We start from the raw sequence: 16,461 nt of genomic DNA on the forward strand, positions 1-16,461 counted from the left end.
CAGGTGGTCTTGGTGGTCGGACGGATGCCGACGATTTCCACTTCTTCCTGGACCTTGACGATACCGCGCTCGACACGACCGGTTACCACGGTGCCGCGACCGGAGATCGAGAACACGTCTTCGATCGGCATCAGGAACGGCTGGTCGATGGCACGAACCGGCTCGGGGATGTAGGAGTCCAGGGTTTCCACCAGCTTGCGCACGGCGGAAACGCCCATCTCGTTGTCATCCTGGCCGTTCAGGGCCATCAGCGCGGAACCGATCACGATCGGAGTGTCGTCGCCCGGGAAGTCGTAGGTGTTCAGCAGGTCGCGAACTTCCATCTCGACCAGTTCCAGCAGCTCGGCGTCGTCAACCATGTCGGCCTTGTTCAGGAACACGACGATGTAGGGAACGCCTACCTGACGGGACAGCAGGATGTGCTCGCGGGTCTGCGGCATGGGGCCGTCGGCAGCCGAGCAAACCAGGATCGCGCCGTCCATCTGGGCAGCACCGGTGATCATGTTCTTCACGTAGTCGGCGTGGCCCGGGCAGTCTACGTGAGCGTAGTGGCGTACCGGCGAGTCGTATTCGACGTGCGAAGTGTTGATGGTGATACCACGGGCTTTCTCTTCCGGCGCGTTGTCGATCTGGTCGAAGGCGCGAGCGGAGCCACCCCAGGTCTCGGAGCAGACCTTGGTCAGAGCAGCGGTCAGAGTGGTCTTACCGTGGTCGACGTGGCCGATGGTGCCAACGTTGACGTGCGGTTTGTTACGTTCAAATTTTTCCTTAGCCACGACAGTAACCTCTTAACTTAAAGGGCTGAATCAAGCTTGTTTTTTAACCAGCGCTTCGACGATGTTCGACGGAGCTTCGGCGTATTTGGAGAATTCCATGGAGTAGCTCGCGCGACCCTGGGACATGGAACGTACGTCGGTCGCATAACCGAACATCTCGCCCAGCGGAACCTCGGCACGGATAACCTTACCGGAAACCGAGTCTTCCATCCCCTGAATCAGACCGCGACGACGGTTCAGGTCGCCCATCACGTCGCCCATGTAGTCCTCAGGAGTCACCACTTCCACTTTCATGATCGGCTCGAGCACCTTGCCGCCGCCCTTCTGGGCCAGCTGCTTGGTCGCCATGGAAGCAGCGATCTTGAACGCCATCTCGTTGGAGTCGACGTCGTGGTAGGAACCATCGAACACGGTGGCCTTCAGGCCGATGAGCGGATAGCCGGCGACGACGCCGTTCTTCATCTGCTCTTCGATGCCCTTCTGGATCGCCGGGATGTATTCCTTCGGAACCACACCACCTACGACTTCGCTGGTGAACACCAGGCCTTCGGTGATGTTGCCCTTCTCGTCCACATCCGGAGTCGAGAAGCGGATCCAGCAGTGACCGAACTGACCGCGACCACCGGACTGACGAACGAACTTGCCTTCGATCTCGACGTTGTCCTTGGAGATGGTTTCGCGGTAGGAAACCTGCGGCTTGCCGATGTTGGCCTCGACGCCGAACTCGCGCTTCATGCGGTCGACGAGGATGTCCAGGTGCAGCTCACCCATACCGGAGATGATGGTCTGGCCGGTTTCTTCGTCGGTCTTGACGCGGAACGACGGGTCTTCCTGGGCCAGCTTGCCGAGGGCGATGCCCATCTTCTCCTGGTCAGCCTTGGTCTTCGGCTCGACAGCCACCGAGATGACCGGCTCCGGGAAGTCCATGCGCTCGAGGATGATCGGCTTCTCGATGTCGCACAGGGTGTCACCGGTGGTGACGTCCTTCATGCCGATCAGAGCCGCGATGTCGCCAGCGCGCACTTCCTTGATCTCGTCACGCTGGTTGGCGTGCATCTGCACCATACGACCAACGCGCTCTTTCTTGCCCTTCACGGAGTTGATGACCGACTGGCCGGACTCCAGAACGCCCGAGTAGACGCGGACGAAGGTCAGGGTACCGACGAACGGGTCGGTAGCGATCTTGAACGCCAGAGCGGAGAACGGAGCGTTGTCGTCAGCCGGACGCTCGTCGTGGATCTCGTTGTCATCGGTGCTGTCCGGGTGGACGCCCTGGATGGCCGGGATCTCGGTCGGAGCAGGCAGGAAGTCGATGACGGCGTCCAGAACCAGGGGCACGCCCTTGTTCTTGAAGGACGAACCGCAGACCGCCGGAACGATTTCGCAGGCGATGGTACGCTGGCGCAGGCCGGCCTTGATCTCTTCGATCGACAGCTCGCCACCTTCCAGGTACTTGTTCATCAGCTCTTCGTTGGCCTCGGCAGCAGCCTCGACCATGTTGTTGCGCCATTCGTTGGCCAGGTCCAGCAGCTCGGCGGGAATCTCTTCCTCGCGGTAGCTGGTGCCCTTGTCGTCTTCGTTCCAGTAGATGGCCTTCATCTTCATCAGGTCGATCTGACCCTGGAAGTCATCTTCTGCACCGATGGCCAGCTGAACCGGGACCGGGGTGTGGCCCAGGCGGTTCTTGATCTGACCGACGACGCGCAGGAAGTTGGCGCCGGCGCGGTCCATCTTGTTCACGTAGACGATACGCGGAACGCCGTACTTGTTGGCCTGACGCCATACGGTTTCGGACTGCGGCTCAACGCCGGAGGTGCCGCAGAACACCACGACAGCACCGTCCAGTACGCGCAGGGAGCGCTCGACTTCAATGGTGAAGTCTACGTGGCCGGGGGTGTCGATGACGTTTACGCGGTACTTGTCGTACTGGCCGCGCGAACCTTCCCAGAAGGTCGTGATCGCAGCGGAGGTGATGGTGATACCACGCTCCTGCTCCTGCACCATCCAGTCGGTGGTAGCAGCGCCGTCGTGTACCTCACCCATCTTGTGGCTGAGACCTGTGTAGAACAGGATCCGCTCGGTAGTGGTGGTCTTGCCCGCGTCGACGTGGGCGCAGATACCAATGTTCCGGTAGCGGTTAATTGCTGTAGTACGAGCCATAAAGCCCTCGCAAAAGAATGGAAGCCGCGATTAGAAGCGGTAGTGGGAGAAGGCCTTGTTGGCTTCAGCCATACGGTGCACGTCTTCACGCTTCTTGACGGCGGCGCCTTTGCCTTCGGCGGCATCCAGCAGTTCGCCGGCGAGGCGCAGGGCCATGGACTTCTCGCCGCGCTTGCGGGCGTAGTCCACCAGCCAGCGCATGGCCAGGGCATTACGACGGGACGGACGTACTTCGACCGGAACCTGGTAGGTAGCACCGCCGACACGGCGGGACTTCACTTCGACCAGCGGAGCGATGGCGTCGAGAGCTTTCTCGAAGAGTTCCAGGGGGTCACCTTTACTGCGCTCTTTGACCTTGTCCAGAGCACCGTAAACGATACGCTCGGCAACGGCTTTCTTGCCGCTTTCCATCACGTGGTTCATGAACTTGGCCAGAATCTGGCTTCCGTATTTCGGATCGGCCAGGATCTCACGTTTGGCCGCTACACGACGTCTTGGCATTGATAAGCCCTCAAACGGTCTTCAGGTTAGCCCGGGACTGCAACACTTTGGTTACGCGCCCGACCTTACTCTTATCGACTCAGCAAATAGGAAAAAACGATTACTTCGGACGCTTGGCGCCGTACTTGGAACGACCCTGCTTACGGTCTTTGACACCCGAGGTGTCCAGCGAACCGCGCACGGTGTGGTAACGCACACCCGGAAGGTCCTTTACACGACCGCCACGGATCAGCACTACGCTGTGCTCTTGCAGGTTGTGACCTTCACCACCGATGTACGAAGTGACTTCGTAGCCGTTGGTCAGGCGAACACGGCATACCTTACGCAGTGCCGAGTTCGGCTTTTTCGGCGTGGTGGTGTATACGCGGGTGCATACGCCACGACGTTGCGGGCAGTTCTGCAGCGCCGGCACGTCGCTCTTGTCGACCATGCGCTTGCGCGGCTTACGCACCAGCTGGTTGATAGTTGCCATCTATAGCTCCACTGATTGTCTTACGACACTTAAACGAAATGGCAGAGCATGCGCCCTGCCAATTTTCGGGGTACAAAATACTAAAGAGCTTCCAGCACCCCGTCAAGACAAAGCCCCGGCTGTCAGGACAGCCGGGGCTTCGCTCAAGGCTTAATTGCCACTCAGGTTGAGCGCTTCGGCCAGTGCTGCTTCGGCTTCGCTGGCGCTCACGCGCTGCGGTTTGCCGAGCTCGCGCTGACGCTTGCGCTCGCTGTGATAGGCAAGGCCGGTACCCGCCGGGATCAGTCGACCGACCACCACGTTTTCCTTCAGGCCGCGCAGGAAGTCGCGCTTGCCGGTGACCGCCGCCTCGGTGAGGACGCGGGTGGTCTCCTGGAAGGAAGCCGCGGAGATGAACGACTCGGTCGACAGCGAGGCCTTGGTGATACCCAGCAGGACGCGCTCGTACTTGGCCGGGAACTTGTCCACGGTGGCCAGTACTTCGTTCTCTTCCAGCACCTGGACCAGTTCGACCTGGTCGCCCTTGATGAAGGAGGAGTCGCCCGACTCGGCCACTTCGACCTTGCGCAGCATCTGCCGCAGGATGGTCTCGATGTGCTTGTCGTTGATCTTCACGCCCTGCAGGCGGTACACGTCCTGGATCTCGTTGACGATGTACTTGGCCAGCGAGCTGACGCCCAGCAGACGCAGGATGTCGTGCGGGTTGCTCGGGCCGTCGGAGATGACTTCGCCGCGGTTCACCTGTTCGCCTTCGAACACGTTCAGGTGACGCCACTTCGGAATCAGTTCCTCGTACGGATCGCTACCATCGTTCGGCGTGATGACCAGGCGGCGCTTGCCCTTGGTTTCCTTGCCGAAGGAGATGGTGCCGCTGATTTCCGCCAGGATCGAAGGCTCTTTCGGACGACGAGCCTCGAACAGGTCGGCAACGCGCGGCAGACCACCGGTGATGTCGCGGGTCTTCGAGGTTTCCTGCGGGATACGTGCAACCACGTCACCCACGCGCACCTTGGCGCCGTCGGTCAGGTTGACCAGGGCGTTGGCGGGCAGGAAGTACTGTGCCGGCACGTCGGTGCCCGGCAGCAGCAGGTCCTTGCCTGCGGCGTCGATCAGCTTCACCGCCGGACGGATGTCCTTGCCGGAAGCCGGACGGTCTTTCGGATCCATCACCTCGATGTTGGTCAGACCGGTGAGTTCGTCGGTCTGGCGCTTGACGGTGATGTTCTCTTCCATGCCGGCAAAGGCAACGGTACCGTCCACTTCGGTGACGATCGGGTGGGTGTGCGGGTCCCACTTGGCGACGATGGCGCCCGGGTCGACCTTGTCACCTTCCTTGACCGAGATAACCGCGCCGTACGGCAGCTTGTAGCGCTCGCGCTCGCGACCGAAGTCGTCGGCCACGGCCAGCTCGCCGGAACGGGAAACCGCCACCAGCGCGCCGTCGGCACGCTCGACGTGCTTCAGGTTGTGCAGGCGGATGGTACCGCCGTTCTTCACCTGGACGTTGTCCACGGCGGAGGTCCGGCTGGCCGCACCACCGATGTGGAAGGTACGCATGGTCAGCTGGGTACCCGGCTCACCGATCGACTGCGCGGCGATGACGCCGACCGCTTCACCGATGTTCACCTGGTGACCACGGGCCAGATCGCGGCCGTAGCACTTGGAGCAGATGCCGTGACGGGTTTCGCAGGTGATCGGCGAACGGACCAGGACTTCGTCGACGCTCATCTGCTCGAGGAAATCGACCCACTTCTCGTCGATCAGGGTACCGGCAGGCACGATGACGTCGTCGCCACCGGGCTTGAACACGTCGCGCGCGACCACACGGCCGAGCACGCGCTCGCCCAGCGGTTCCACCACGTCGCCGCCTTCGATGTGCGGCGACATCAGCAGGCCGTGCTCGGTGCCGCAGTCGATCTCGGTCACTACCAGGTCCTGGGCCACGTCGACCAGGCGACGGGTCAGGTAACCGGAGTTCGCGGTCTTCAGTGCGGTATCCGCCAGGCCTTTACGAGCACCGTGGGTGGAGATGAAGTACTGGAGTACGTTCAGGCCTTCACGGAAGTTCGCGGTGATGGGGGTCTCGATGATCGAGCCGTCCGGCTTGGCCATCAGGCCACGCATACCGGCCAGCTGGCGGATCTGGGCCGCGGAACCCCGCGCACCGGAGTCCGCCATCATGTACATGGAGTTGAAGGACTCCTGGTCGACTTCCTTGCCCTCGCGGTCGATGACCTTCTCTTTCGAGAGGTTGGCCATCATCGCCTTGGACACTTCGTCGTTGGCCTTGGACCAGAGGTCGATCACCTTGTTGTACTTCTCGCCCTGGGTTACCAGACCGGAGGCGTACTGGGTCTCGATCTCCTTCACTTCCTCGGTGGCGGCATTGATGATGCGCGCCTTCTCGTCCGGGATGACGAAGTCGTTCACGCCGATCGAGACGCCGGAGATGGTCGAGTAGGCGAAGCCGGTGTACATCAGCTGGTCGGCGAAGATGACGGTGTCCTTCAGACCCACCACGCGGTAGCAGTGGTTGATCAGCTTGGAGATCGCCTTCTTCTTCATCGGCTGGTTGACCACGTCGTACGGCAGGCCTGCCGGCACGACCTGGAACAGCAGGGCACGGCCGACGGTGGAGTCGACGATGCGGGTGTTGGCGGTCAGGCTGCCGTCTTCGTTCTTGATCTTCTCGTTGATCCGTACTTTCACGCGGGCGTGCAGGGACACCTGGCCGCTGCGGTACGCGCGGTCGACTTCCTGCAGGTCGGCGAAGGCCATGCCCTCGCCCTTGGCGTTGATGGCTTCACGGGTCATGTAGTACAGACCCATCACCACGTCCTGCGACGGCACGATGATCGGCTCGCCGTTGGCGGGCGAGAGGATGTTGTTGGTCGACATCATCAGCGCGCGCGCTTCCAGCTGGGCCTCGAGGGTCAGCGGAACGTGGACGGCCATCTGGTCACCGTCGAAGTCGGCGTTGTACGCCGCGCAAACCAGCGGGTGCAGCTGGATCGCCTTGCCTTCGATGAGCACCGGCTCGAACGCCTGGATACCCAGACGGTGCAGAGTCGGCGCACGGTTCAGCAGCACGGGGTGTTCGCGGATGACTTCGGCGAGAACGTCCCAGACCTCGGGCAGCTCGCGCTCGACCATCTTCTTCGCGGCCTTGATGGTGGTGGCCATGCCGCGGGCTTCGAGCTTGCCGAAGATGAACGGCTTGAACAGCTCGAGGGCCATCTTCTTCGGCAGGCCGCACTGGTGCAGGCGCAGGGTCGGGCCGACGGTGATTACCGAACGACCGGAGTAGTCCACGCGCTTGCCGAGCAGGTTCTGACGGAAGCGACCTTGCTTGCCCTTGATCATGTCGGCCAGGGACTTCAGCGGGCGCTTGTTCGAGCCGGTGATGGCGCGACCGCGGCGACCGTTGTCCAGCAGGGCGTCGACGGCTTCCTGCAGCATGCGCTTTTCGTTGCGCACGATGATGTCCGGAGCGGCCAGGTCGAGCAGGCGCTTCAGACGGTTGTTACGGTTGATCACCCGGCGGTACAGATCGTTCAGATCCGAAGTCGCGAAGCGGCCGCCATCCAGCGGAACCAGCGGACGCAGGTCCGGCGGCAGCACCGGCAGGACGGTCAGCACCATCCACTCCGGATGGTTGCCGGAGCCCTGGAAGGCTTCCATCAGCTTCAGGCGCTTGGACAGCTTCTTGATCTTGGTTTCCGAGTTGGTCTGCGGAATCTCTTCGCGCAGGCGGCCGATCTCGTGCTCCAGGTCGATCTGATTGAGCAGCTCGCGAACGGCTTCGGCGCCCATGCGCGCGTCGAAGTCGTCACCGAACTCTTCGAGGGCTTCGAAGTACTGCTCGTCGTTCAGCAGCTGGCCCTTCTCCAGGGTGGTCATGCCCGGGTCGATCACCACGTAGCTCTCGAAGTAGAGCACGCGCTCGATGTCACGCAGGGTCATGTCCAGCAGCAGGCCGATACGGGACGGCAGGGACTTCAGGAACCAGATGTGGGCGACCGGCGAGGCCAGTTCGATGTGGCCCATGCGCTCGCGGCGCACCTTGGCCAGGGCGACTTCGACGCCGCACTTCTCGCAGATCACACCGCGGTGCTTCAGGCGCTTGTACTTACCGCACAGGCACTCGTAGTCCTTCACCGGGCCGAAGATCTTGGCGCAGAACAGGCCATCGCGCTCCGGCTTGAAGGTACGGTAGTTGATGGTCTCCGGCTTCTTAACTTCGCCGAACGACCAGGAACGAATCATCTCGGGCGAGGCCAGACCAATACGGATGGCATCGAACTCCTCGATTTGACCCTGGTTTTTCAACAGATTGAGCAAGTCTTTCAAGGCCTTTCCTCCTCACGGACCCGGTGCGGCGGCTAGCCGCCGCACCGTTTATCGTCACGTGTTATTCGGTTTCCAGTTCGATATCGATGCCGAGCGAGCGGATCTCTTTGATCAGCACGTTGAAGGACTCGGGCATGCCGGCCTCCATGCGGTGATCCCCGTCCACGATGTTCTTGTACATCTTGGTACGGCCGTTCACGTCGTCCGACTTCACGGTCAGCATTTCCTGCAGGGTGTAGGCGGCGCCGTAGGCTTCCAGCGCCCAGACCTCCATCTCCCCGAAACGCTGGCCACCGAACTGCGCCTTGCCACCCAGCGGCTGCTGGGTGACCAGGCTGTAGGAGCCGGTGGAACGTGCGTGCATCTTGTCATCGACCAGGTGGTTCAGTTTGAGCATGTACATGTAGCCGACGGTGGTCGGACGCTCGAACTGGTTGCCGGTGCGGCCGTCGAACAGGCGCATCTGGCCGCTCTCCGGCAGGTCGGCCAGCTTCAGCATGGCCTTGATCTCGCGCTCCTTGGCACCGTCGAACACCGGGGTAGCCATGGGCACGCCGCCCTTGAGGTTGTTGGCCAGAGCGACGATCTCGTTATCGGACAGCTCTTCCAGGTTCTCCTGGCGGCCACCGATCTCGTTGTAGATCTCGTTCAGGAACTGGCGCAGCTCGGCGATCTTGCGCTGCTCTTCGAGCATGCGGTTGATCTTCTCGCCCAGGCCCTTGGCCGCGAGGCCCAGGTGGGTTTCGAGGATCTGACCGACGTTCATCCGCGAGGGTACGCCCAGCGGGTTCAGAACGATGTCCACCGGCGTGCCGTTGGCGTCGTGCGGCATGTCTTCGACCGGCATGATCACCGAGACCACACCCTTGTTACCGTGGCGGCCGGCCATCTTGTCGCCCGGCTGGATGCGGCGCTTGATGGCGAGGTAGACCTTGACGATCTTCAGCACGCCCGGAGCCAGGTCGTCGCCCTGCTGCAGCTTGCGCTTCTTGTCCTCGAACTTGTCGTCGAGCATCTGACGGCGGTCGCTGAGGTAGGCCTGGGCCTTCTCCAACTGATCGTTCAGGGCGTCTTCGGCCATGCGCAGCTTGAACCACTGGCCGCGCTCGAGGCCGTCGAGGTACTCGTCGGTGATCTCGGTGCCTTTCTTCAGCGCCGGGCCGCCATCGGCGACGGCGCCGACCAGGGCGGAGCGCAGACGCTCGAAGGTGGCGCCTTCGACGATGCGGAACTCCTCGTTGAGGTCCTTGCGGATCTCGTCGAGCTGCATCTTCTCGATGGACAGGGCGCGGCTGTCGCGCTCCACGCCGTCGCGGGTGAAGACCTGGACGTCGATCACGGTGCCCTTGGTGCCGGTCGGCACGCGCAGGGAGGTGTCCTTAACGTCGGACGCCTTCTCACCGAAGATCGCGCGCAGCAGCTTCTCTTCCGGAGTCAGCTGGGTCTCGCCTTTCGGGGTGACCTTGCCGACCAGGATGTCGCCGGCCTGCACTTCGGCGCCGACGTAGACGATGCCGGCTTCGTCCAGCTTGTTCAGCGCGGCCTCACCCACGTTCGGGATGTCCGCGGTGATTTCCTCTGGGCCGAGCTTGGTGTCACGGGCGACGCAGGTCAGTTCCTGGATGTGGATCGTGGTGAAACGATCTTCCTGGACCACGCGCTCGGACAGGCAGATGGAGTCTTCGAAGTTGAAGCCGTTCCAGGGCATGAAGGCGACGCGCATGTTCTGGCCCAGGGCCAGCTCACCCATGTCGGTGGACGGACCGTCGGCGAGGATGTCGCCGCGGGCGATCACGTCACCCTTGCTCACCAGCGGACGCTGATTGATGCAGGTGTTCTGGTTGGAACGGGTGTACTTGGTCAGGTTGTAGATGTCGACGCCGGCTTCACCGGTCTCGACCTCATCATCCGCCACGCGCACCACGATACGGCTGGCGTCGACCGAGTCGATCACACCGCCGCGGCGAGCCACGACGCAGACACCGGAGTCACGGGCGACGTTGCGCTCCATGCCGGTGCCCACCAGCGGCTTGTCGGCGCGCAGGGTCGGAACGGCCTGACGCTGCATGTTCGAACCCATGAGCGCACGGTTGGCGTCGTCGTGCTCGAGGAACGGAATCAGCGAGGCAGCGACGGAAACGACCTGCTTCGGCGATACGTCCATGAGGGTGACGTCTTCCGGCGCCTTCACGGTGAATTCGTTCAGGTGACGTACGGCGACCAGTTCGTCGATCAGGCGGCCCTTCGCGTCCAGGGTCGCGGAGGCCTGGGCGATCACGTGGTCGGCCTCTTCGATGGCGGAGAGGAACACGATCTCGTCGCTGACCAGGCCTTCCTTCACCACGCGGTACGGGCTTTCCAGGAAGCCGTACTTGTTGGTGCGGGCGTAGGTCGCCAGGGAGTTGATCAGGCCGATGTTCGGACCTTCGGGGGTTTCGATCGGGCACACGCGGCCGTAGTGGGTCGGGTGTACGTCACGGACCTCGAAGCCCGCGCGCTCACGGGTCAGACCGCCCGGGCCGAGTGCGGAGACGCGGCGCTTGTGGGTGATCTCGGAGAGCGGGTTGTTCTGGTCCATGAACTGCGACAGCTGGCTGGAACCGAAGAACTCCTTGATCGCGGCGGCCACCGGCTTGGCGTTGATCAGGTCCTGCGGCATCAGGCCTTCGCTTTCGGCCATGGACAGGCGTTCCTTGACCGCGCGCTCGACGCGCACCAGGCCAACGCGGAACTGGTTCTCGGCCATCTCGCCGACGCAGCGGACGCGACGGTTGCCCAGGTGGTCGATGTCGTCGACGATGCCCTTGCCGTTACGGATGTCGACCAGGGTGCGCAGTACGTCGACGATGTCTTCCTTGCTCAGCACGCCCGGACCTTCGATCTCGCTGCGGCCGATGCGGCGGTTGAACTTCATGCGGCCAACGGCGGACAGGTCGTAGCGCTCGGCGCTGAAGAACAGGTTGCCGAACAGGGTCTCTGCGGCTTCCTTGGTCGGCGGCTCGCCGGGACGCATCATGCGGTAGATCTCGACCAGGGCTTCCAGCTGGTTGCCGGTGGAGTCGATCTTCAGCGTGTCGGAGATGAACGGACCGCAGTCGATGTCGTTGGTGTACAGGGTTTCCAGGCGCACGACCTGGGCCTTGGCGATCTTCGCCAGGACGTCGACGGTCAGCTCGGTGTTGCACTCGGCGATGATCTCGCCGGTAGCCGGGTGCACGACAGCCTTGGCCACGGTACGGCCAATGAGGTAGTCGAAGGGCACTTCCAGCTCGGTGATGCCAGCCTTTTCCAGCTGGTTGATGTGGCGCGCGGTGATACGGCGGCCCGCCTCGACGATGACCTTGCCGGCGGCATCCTTGATGTCGAAGCTGGCGATCTCGCCGCGCAGACGGTGCGGCACCAGCTCCAGACGCAGACCTTCGCCCTTGATGTGGTAGACGTTGGTCGCGTAGAAGGCATCGAGGATCTCCTCGGTGCTATAGCCCAGCGCGCGCAGCAGGACGGACGCCGGCAGCTTGCGGCGACGGTCGATACGGACGAACACGCAGTCCTTCGGATCGAATTCGAAGTCCAGCCAGGAACCGCGGTAAGGAATGATGCGCGCGGAGTACAGCAGCTTGCCGGAGCTGTGGGTCTTGCCACGGTCGTGGTCGAAGAACACACCCGGGGAACGGTGCAGCTGGGAAACGATGACGCGCTCGGTACCGTTGATGATGAAGGTACCGTTCTCGGTCATCAGGGGGATTTCCCCCATGTAGACTTCCTGTTCCTTGATGTCCTTGATCGCTTTGCTCGACGACTCTTTGTCGAAGATGATCAGGCGCACTTTCACCCGCAGCGGGACGGCGAAGGTCACGCCGCGCAGCACGCACTCCTTGACGTCGAAGGCCGGCTCACCCAGGCGATAACCGACGTATTCCAGGGCAGCGTTGCCGGAATAGCTGATAATCGGGAAAACGGACTTGAAGGCCGCATGCAGACCGATGTCGCGGATCTGATCCTTGCTTGCACCTGCCTGCAGGAATTCGCGATAGGAATCCAGCTGGATGGCCAGCAAATACGGCACATCCATGACGTCCGGCAACTTGCTAAAGTCCTTGCGGATACGTTTTTTCTCAGTGTATGAGTAAGCCATCAGCGTTCCCCAGCTTGGTCACCTGCTTGTTTGGCCTCTCCCACGGGAGCAGCCGAAAAATCGTGCAAACCTGGCGTTTGCGCCACCCCTGAGGGTGGGAGTTTTCCGTTATGGGAAGGGGCCTGTGGCACCCCACCCAGAACGGAAAAAGGCCGGTGGCAAAAGCCACCAGCCATCAGCCTGTCGCTTGACGCTCGGGCTGTAGACGCAAGGGGCGAGCTTACTTGAGCTCGACCTTGGCGCCAGCTTCTTCCAGGGCTTTCTTGGCAGCTTCGGCTTCTTCTTTCGAAGCGCCTTCCTTGACCACGCCCGGGGCGCCGTCAACGACAGCCTTGGCTTCTTTCAGGCCCAGGCCGGTCAGTTCACGAACGACCTTGATCACGTTCACTTTCTTGTCGCCGGCTTCGGCCAGGACGATGGTGAACTCGGTCTGCTCTTCGGCAGCGGCAGCGGCAACAGCCGGGCCAGCGGCAACAGCGGCAGCAGCGGTAACGCCGAACTTCTCTTCCATCGCCTTGATCAGTTCAACGATCTGCATGACGGACATTTCGGATACGGCGTTGATGATGTCTTCGTTGGTCAGAGCCATGACTCTAATTCCTGTATTGGGTGACGGCGCTCGCGCCATCGATTAAACAAAAAAGGTTTGAAAGCGTACCGGTTGCCTTAGGCAGCGGCGGCTTCTTTCTGGTCGCGAATAGCCGCCAGAGTACGAGCCAGCTTGCTGGTGGCGCCTTGGATCACGCTCATCAGCTGTGCAACGGCTTCGTTGTAGGTCGGCAGGGTCGCCAGAACGTCGATCTGATTGGCTGCGAGGAATTGACCCTCGAACGCGGCCGCCTTGATCTCGAACTTGTCCTGACCCTTGGCGAACTCCTTGAAGATACGGGCGGCAGCGCCCGGATGTTCGTTGGAGAAAGCAATCAGGGTCGGGCCCTTGAACGTGTCGTTGAGCACTTCGAACTGAGTGCCTTCAACGGCGCGCTTGAGCAGGGTGTTACGTACGACTTTCACGTACACACCAGCTGCGCGGGCCTCTTTACGGAGTCCGGTCATTGCGCCGACGGTCACGCCACGGGCATCAGCCACGACAGCGGACAGACCGGCTTTGGCAGCCTCGTTGACTTCAGCGACGATGGCCTTCTTGTCTTCGAGTTTAATTGCCACGGGTTTACTCCTGGATGTTACCGTTTCGTCCAGCCGGAGCCGGACGGCGTTTTGGTGTCTGATCCGGTTAACGAATCGGGAGCACCATCTGCGTAGGCTTGTGGTTTAAGGCTTGCGCCGCCTACGGTCTTGGACAGCCCCCGCCAGGCAGGGACCCCAATACCTGCGGGTGATGGGCCAGGCCCACCACCCGACTTTGTCCTATCAGCCTTCCAGGGAAGCCTGATCGATCTGCAGACCCGGGCCCATGGTGGTGCTCAGGGTCACGCGCTGAACGTACACGCCCTTCGAGGAGGCGGGCTTCAGGCGCTTCAGGTCAGCCAGCAGAGCTTCGACGTTCTGCTTCAGCTTGACCGGCTCGAAATCGATCTTGCCAACGGAGGCGTGGATGATGCCGTTCTTGTCGGTACGGAAGCGAACCTGACCAGCCTTGGCGTTCTTCACGGCAGTGGCTACGTCCGGGGTCACGGTACCGACTTTCGGGTTCGGCATCAGGCCGCGCGGGCCGAGAACCTGACCCAGCTGACCGACAACGCGCATCGCGTCCGGGGAGGCGATGACCACGTCGTAGTTCAGGTCGCCGGCCTTCATCTCGGCAGCCAGCTCGTCCATACCGACCTTGTCGGCGCCTGCAGCCAGAGCGGCTTCGGCAGCCGGGCCCTGGGTGAAGACGGCAACGCGGACGCTCTTGCCGGTGCCGTTCGGCAGAACGGTGGCACCACGAACGACCTGGTCGGATTTACGCGGATCGACGCCCAGGTTGATGGCGATGTCCACGGACTCCTTGAACTTGATGGTCGACAGCTCGGCCAGCAGTTTGGCGGCGTCTTCGAAGCCGTATTGCTTGCCGGCTTCGATTTTCTCGGCGATAGCCTTTTGGCGCTTGGTCAGCTTAGCCATTACACACCCTCCACGTTGAGGCCCATGCTACGCGCGGAGCCGGCGATGGTACGCACGGCCGCATCCATGTCAGCTGCGGTCAGATCGGCCTGCTTGGTCTTGGCGATCTCTTCCAGCTGAGCACGGGTAACGGTGCCCACTTTCTGGCTGTTCGGACGGCTGGAGCCGCTGCTGATGCCAGCAGCTTTCTTCAGCAGTACCGAAGCCGGGGTGCTCTTGGTTTCGAAGGTGAAGCTGCGGTCGCTGTAAACGGTGATGATCACCGGAGTCGGCAGACCGGGCTCCATGCCCTGGGTCTTGGCGTTGAACGCCTTGCAGAACTCCATGATGTTCACGCCGTGCTGACCCAGAGCGGGACCGACCGGCGGCGACGGGTTGGCTTGACCAGCCTTTACCTGCAGCTTGATGTAAGCCTGAATTTTCTTAGCCATGTGCTACTCCAGTTACGGGTTCTAGCGCCACAAGGGCTCCCCGGTTGCTTTCGCGTTTATCCCAAGGACGACAAAACCCCGCAGCCTATGGCTGCGGGGTGTGGGATGCATTGTGCAAGTCAGACTTTCTCGACTTGGCTGAACTCCAGCTCTACCGGGGTAGAGCGACCGAAAATGAGCACTGCGACCTGGATCCGGCTCTTTTCGTAGTTGACCTCTTCAACCACGCCATTGAAGTCCGCGAAGGGACCGTCGATGACGCGAACGGTTTCGCCCGGCTCGAAGAGCGTCTTCGGCTTGGGCTTGTCGCCGCTGTCGGCGACACGACGCAGGATGGCCTCAGCCTCCTTGTCGGTGATCGGAGCCGGCTTGTCGGCGGTACCGCCGATGAAGCCCATGACGCGAGGAGTGTCCTTGACCAGGTGCCAGGTACCCTCGTTCATTTCCATCTGGACCAGCACATAGCCGGGGAAGAACTTGCGCTCGCTCTTGCGCTTCTGGCCGTTACGCATTTCCACGACTTCTTCCGTGGGAACCAGAATCTCGCCGAACTCGTCTTCCATGCCGGCCAGCTTGACCCGCTCGATCAGCGAGCGCATGACATGCTTCTCGTAACCCGAGTAGGCATGCACTACGTACCAACGCTTAGCCACGGAACACCCTTAACCTACGATCATGGAAACCAACCAACCCAGCAGGGAGTCGAGCCCCCACAGCAGCAGCGCCATAACCAGCACTACAGCGACCACGATCATGGTGGTCTGAGTCGTTTCTTGGCGAGTCGGCCATACGACCTTGCGAATCTCGGCACGCGCCTCTTTCGCCAGGGTGAAGAAGGCACGACCCTTGACGGTCTGCAGGGCCACGAAGCCAGCTACAGCCGCAAGAACCAGGATACCGAGCACGCGATAGAGGAGCGGTTGAGCGGAGTAATACTGGTTGGCGACGACGCCGACCACGACAACCACTGCGACCAAGAGCCACTTCAAGATGTCAAAACGCGACTCGTTGGCTTCTGCCTTCGCATTCATCTGCTGGGAATCCCGTTGAAGAAATGCCAAATTCCGTCGAGAAATTTGGCAGGCCAGGAGGGAATCGAACCCCCAACCTGCGGTTTTGGAGACCGCCGCTCTGCCAATTGAGCTACTGGCCTAGAACAAAGTCAGGCCGACCATTATGCCGGCCTGAGAGGGAAAGATCAATCGATTACTCGATGATCTTGGCAACCACGCCGGCGCCAACGGTACGGCCGCCTTCGCGGATAGCGAAGCGCAGGCCGTCTTCCATGGCGATCGGGGCGATCAGGGTGACGGTCATCTTGACGTTGTCACCCGGCATTACCATCTCAACGCCTTCCGGCAGCTCGCAGTTGCCGGTCACGTCGGTGGTACGGAAGTAGAACTGCGGACGGTAGCCCTTGAAGAACGGGGTGTGACGACCACCCTCTTCCTTGGACAGCACGTACACTTCGCACTCGAACTTGGTGTGCGGCTTGATGGTGCCCGGCTTGGCCAGAACCTGGCCACGCTCTACGTCTTCACGCTTGGTGCCGCGCAGCAGGACGCCGAC

At 61.7% G+C, this 16,461-nt stretch carries 12 protein-coding genes, 1 tRNA gene and 1 pseudogene; all 14 read right to left on the reverse strand.

Translation table 11 applies throughout. The features are described 5' to 3' along the window. Positions 1 to 776, reverse strand: a 776-nt coding sequence (locus RN02_RS00005; RefSeq protein ID WP_043312460.1) for an elongation factor Tu, incomplete at its 3' end; no start/stop codon positions are given. Between the two features lie 30 nt (positions 777 to 806). Beyond that, entirely contained in the window at positions 807 to 2,936 is a 2,130-nt protein-coding gene (fusA, locus tag RN02_RS00010; RefSeq protein ID WP_009617134.1) for an elongation factor G, read from the reverse strand. A 30-nt stretch (positions 2,937 to 2,966) separates the two neighbouring features. After that, complete coding sequence (gene rpsG / locus RN02_RS00015; RefSeq protein WP_009617132.1) at positions 2,967 to 3,437, reverse strand: 30S ribosomal protein S7; 471 nt, start codon at positions 3,435 to 3,437, stop codon at positions 2,967 to 2,969. A 100-nt stretch (positions 3,438 to 3,537) separates the two neighbouring features. After that, complete coding sequence (rpsL, locus tag RN02_RS00020) at positions 3,538 to 3,909, reverse strand: 30S ribosomal protein S12 (protein ID WP_009617130.1); 372 nt, start codon at positions 3,907 to 3,909, stop codon at positions 3,538 to 3,540. Positions 3,910 to 4,059: 150 nt separating this feature from the next. Next, positions 4,060 to 8,259 (reverse strand): DNA-directed RNA polymerase subunit beta', encoded by a 4,200-nt coding sequence (gene rpoC, locus RN02_RS00025; protein ID WP_009617128.1) that lies wholly within the window; start codon positions 8,257 to 8,259, stop codon positions 4,060 to 4,062. Between the two features lie 61 nt (positions 8,260 to 8,320). Further along, positions 8,321 to 12,394 carry a DNA-directed RNA polymerase subunit beta gene (gene rpoB / locus RN02_RS00030; protein WP_043312461.1) on the reverse strand — a complete coding sequence of 1,358 codons (4,074 nt, stop codon included), beginning with the start codon at positions 12,392 to 12,394 and terminating at the stop codon, positions 8,321 to 8,323. A 220-nt stretch (positions 12,395 to 12,614) separates the two neighbouring features. Further along, positions 12,615 to 12,983: a 50S ribosomal protein L7/L12 gene (rplL, locus tag RN02_RS00035; protein ID WP_009617125.1), complete on the reverse strand. Its 369-nt coding sequence runs from the start codon at positions 12,981 to 12,983 to the stop codon at positions 12,615 to 12,617. Between the two features lie 77 nt (positions 12,984 to 13,060). Further along, positions 13,061 to 13,561, reverse strand: coding sequence for a 50S ribosomal protein L10 (gene rplJ / locus RN02_RS00040; RefSeq protein WP_009617123.1), 501 nt, complete (start codon positions 13,559 to 13,561; stop codon positions 13,061 to 13,063). A 204-nt stretch (positions 13,562 to 13,765) separates the two neighbouring features. After that, positions 13,766 to 14,461, reverse strand: a complete 696-nt coding sequence (rplA, locus tag RN02_RS00045; RefSeq protein ID WP_009617121.1) for a 50S ribosomal protein L1 — start codon at positions 14,459 to 14,461, stop codon at positions 13,766 to 13,768. Then, on the reverse strand, positions 14,461 to 14,892 hold the full coding sequence (gene rplK, locus RN02_RS00050) for a 50S ribosomal protein L11 (protein ID WP_009617119.1): 432 nt from the start codon (positions 14,890 to 14,892) through the stop codon (positions 14,461 to 14,463). Before rplK ends, rplA begins: the two co-directional genes overlap by 1 nt. Positions 14,893 to 15,011: 119 nt before the next feature. After that, positions 15,012 to 15,545, reverse strand: coding sequence for a transcription termination/antitermination protein NusG (nusG, locus tag RN02_RS00055; protein ID WP_009617117.1), 534 nt, complete (start codon positions 15,543 to 15,545; stop codon positions 15,012 to 15,014). A 9-nt stretch (positions 15,546 to 15,554) separates the two neighbouring features. After that, positions 15,555 to 15,923, reverse strand: a complete 369-nt coding sequence (gene secE, locus RN02_RS00060; RefSeq protein WP_009617115.1) for a preprotein translocase subunit SecE — start codon at positions 15,921 to 15,923, stop codon at positions 15,555 to 15,557. Between the two features lie 46 nt (positions 15,924 to 15,969). After that, positions 15,970 to 16,045 (reverse strand) — tRNA-Trp (locus tag RN02_RS00065). 53 nt (positions 16,046 to 16,098) lie between these two features. Further along, a pseudogene (tuf, locus tag RN02_RS00070) lies at positions 16,099 to 16,461 on the reverse strand (elongation factor Tu); the annotation flags it as partial.

The organism is Pseudomonas sp. PI1, assembly GCF_000812405.1.
Lineage (GTDB): Bacteria > Pseudomonadota > Gammaproteobacteria > Pseudomonadales > Pseudomonadaceae > Pseudomonas > Pseudomonas citronellolis.

Coding starts and splice junctions, on each gene's coding strand:
- fusA (WP_009617134.1), bottom strand. CDS start 2,936: ATGGCTCGTACTACAGCAATTAACCGCTACCGGAACATTGGTATCTGC.
- rpsG (WP_009617132.1), bottom strand. CDS start 3,437: ATGCCAAGACGTCGTGTAGCGGCCAAACGTGAGATCCTGGCCGATCCG.
- rpsL (WP_009617130.1), bottom strand. CDS start 3,909: ATGGCAACTATCAACCAGCTGGTGCGTAAGCCGCGCAAGCGCATGGTC.
- rpoB (WP_043312461.1), bottom strand. CDS start 12,394: ATGGCTTACTCATACACTGAGAAAAAACGTATCCGCAAGGACTTTAGC.
- rplL (WP_009617125.1), bottom strand. CDS start 12,983: ATGGCTCTGACCAACGAAGACATCATCAACGCCGTATCCGAAATGTCC.
- rplA (WP_009617121.1), bottom strand. CDS start 14,461: ATGGCTAAGCTGACCAAGCGCCAAAAGGCTATCGCCGAGAAAATCGAA.
- rplK (WP_009617119.1), bottom strand. CDS start 14,892: ATGGCTAAGAAAATTCAGGCTTACATCAAGCTGCAGGTAAAGGCTGGT.
- secE (WP_009617115.1), bottom strand. CDS start 15,923: ATGAATGCGAAGGCAGAAGCCAACGAGTCGCGTTTTGACATCTTGAAG.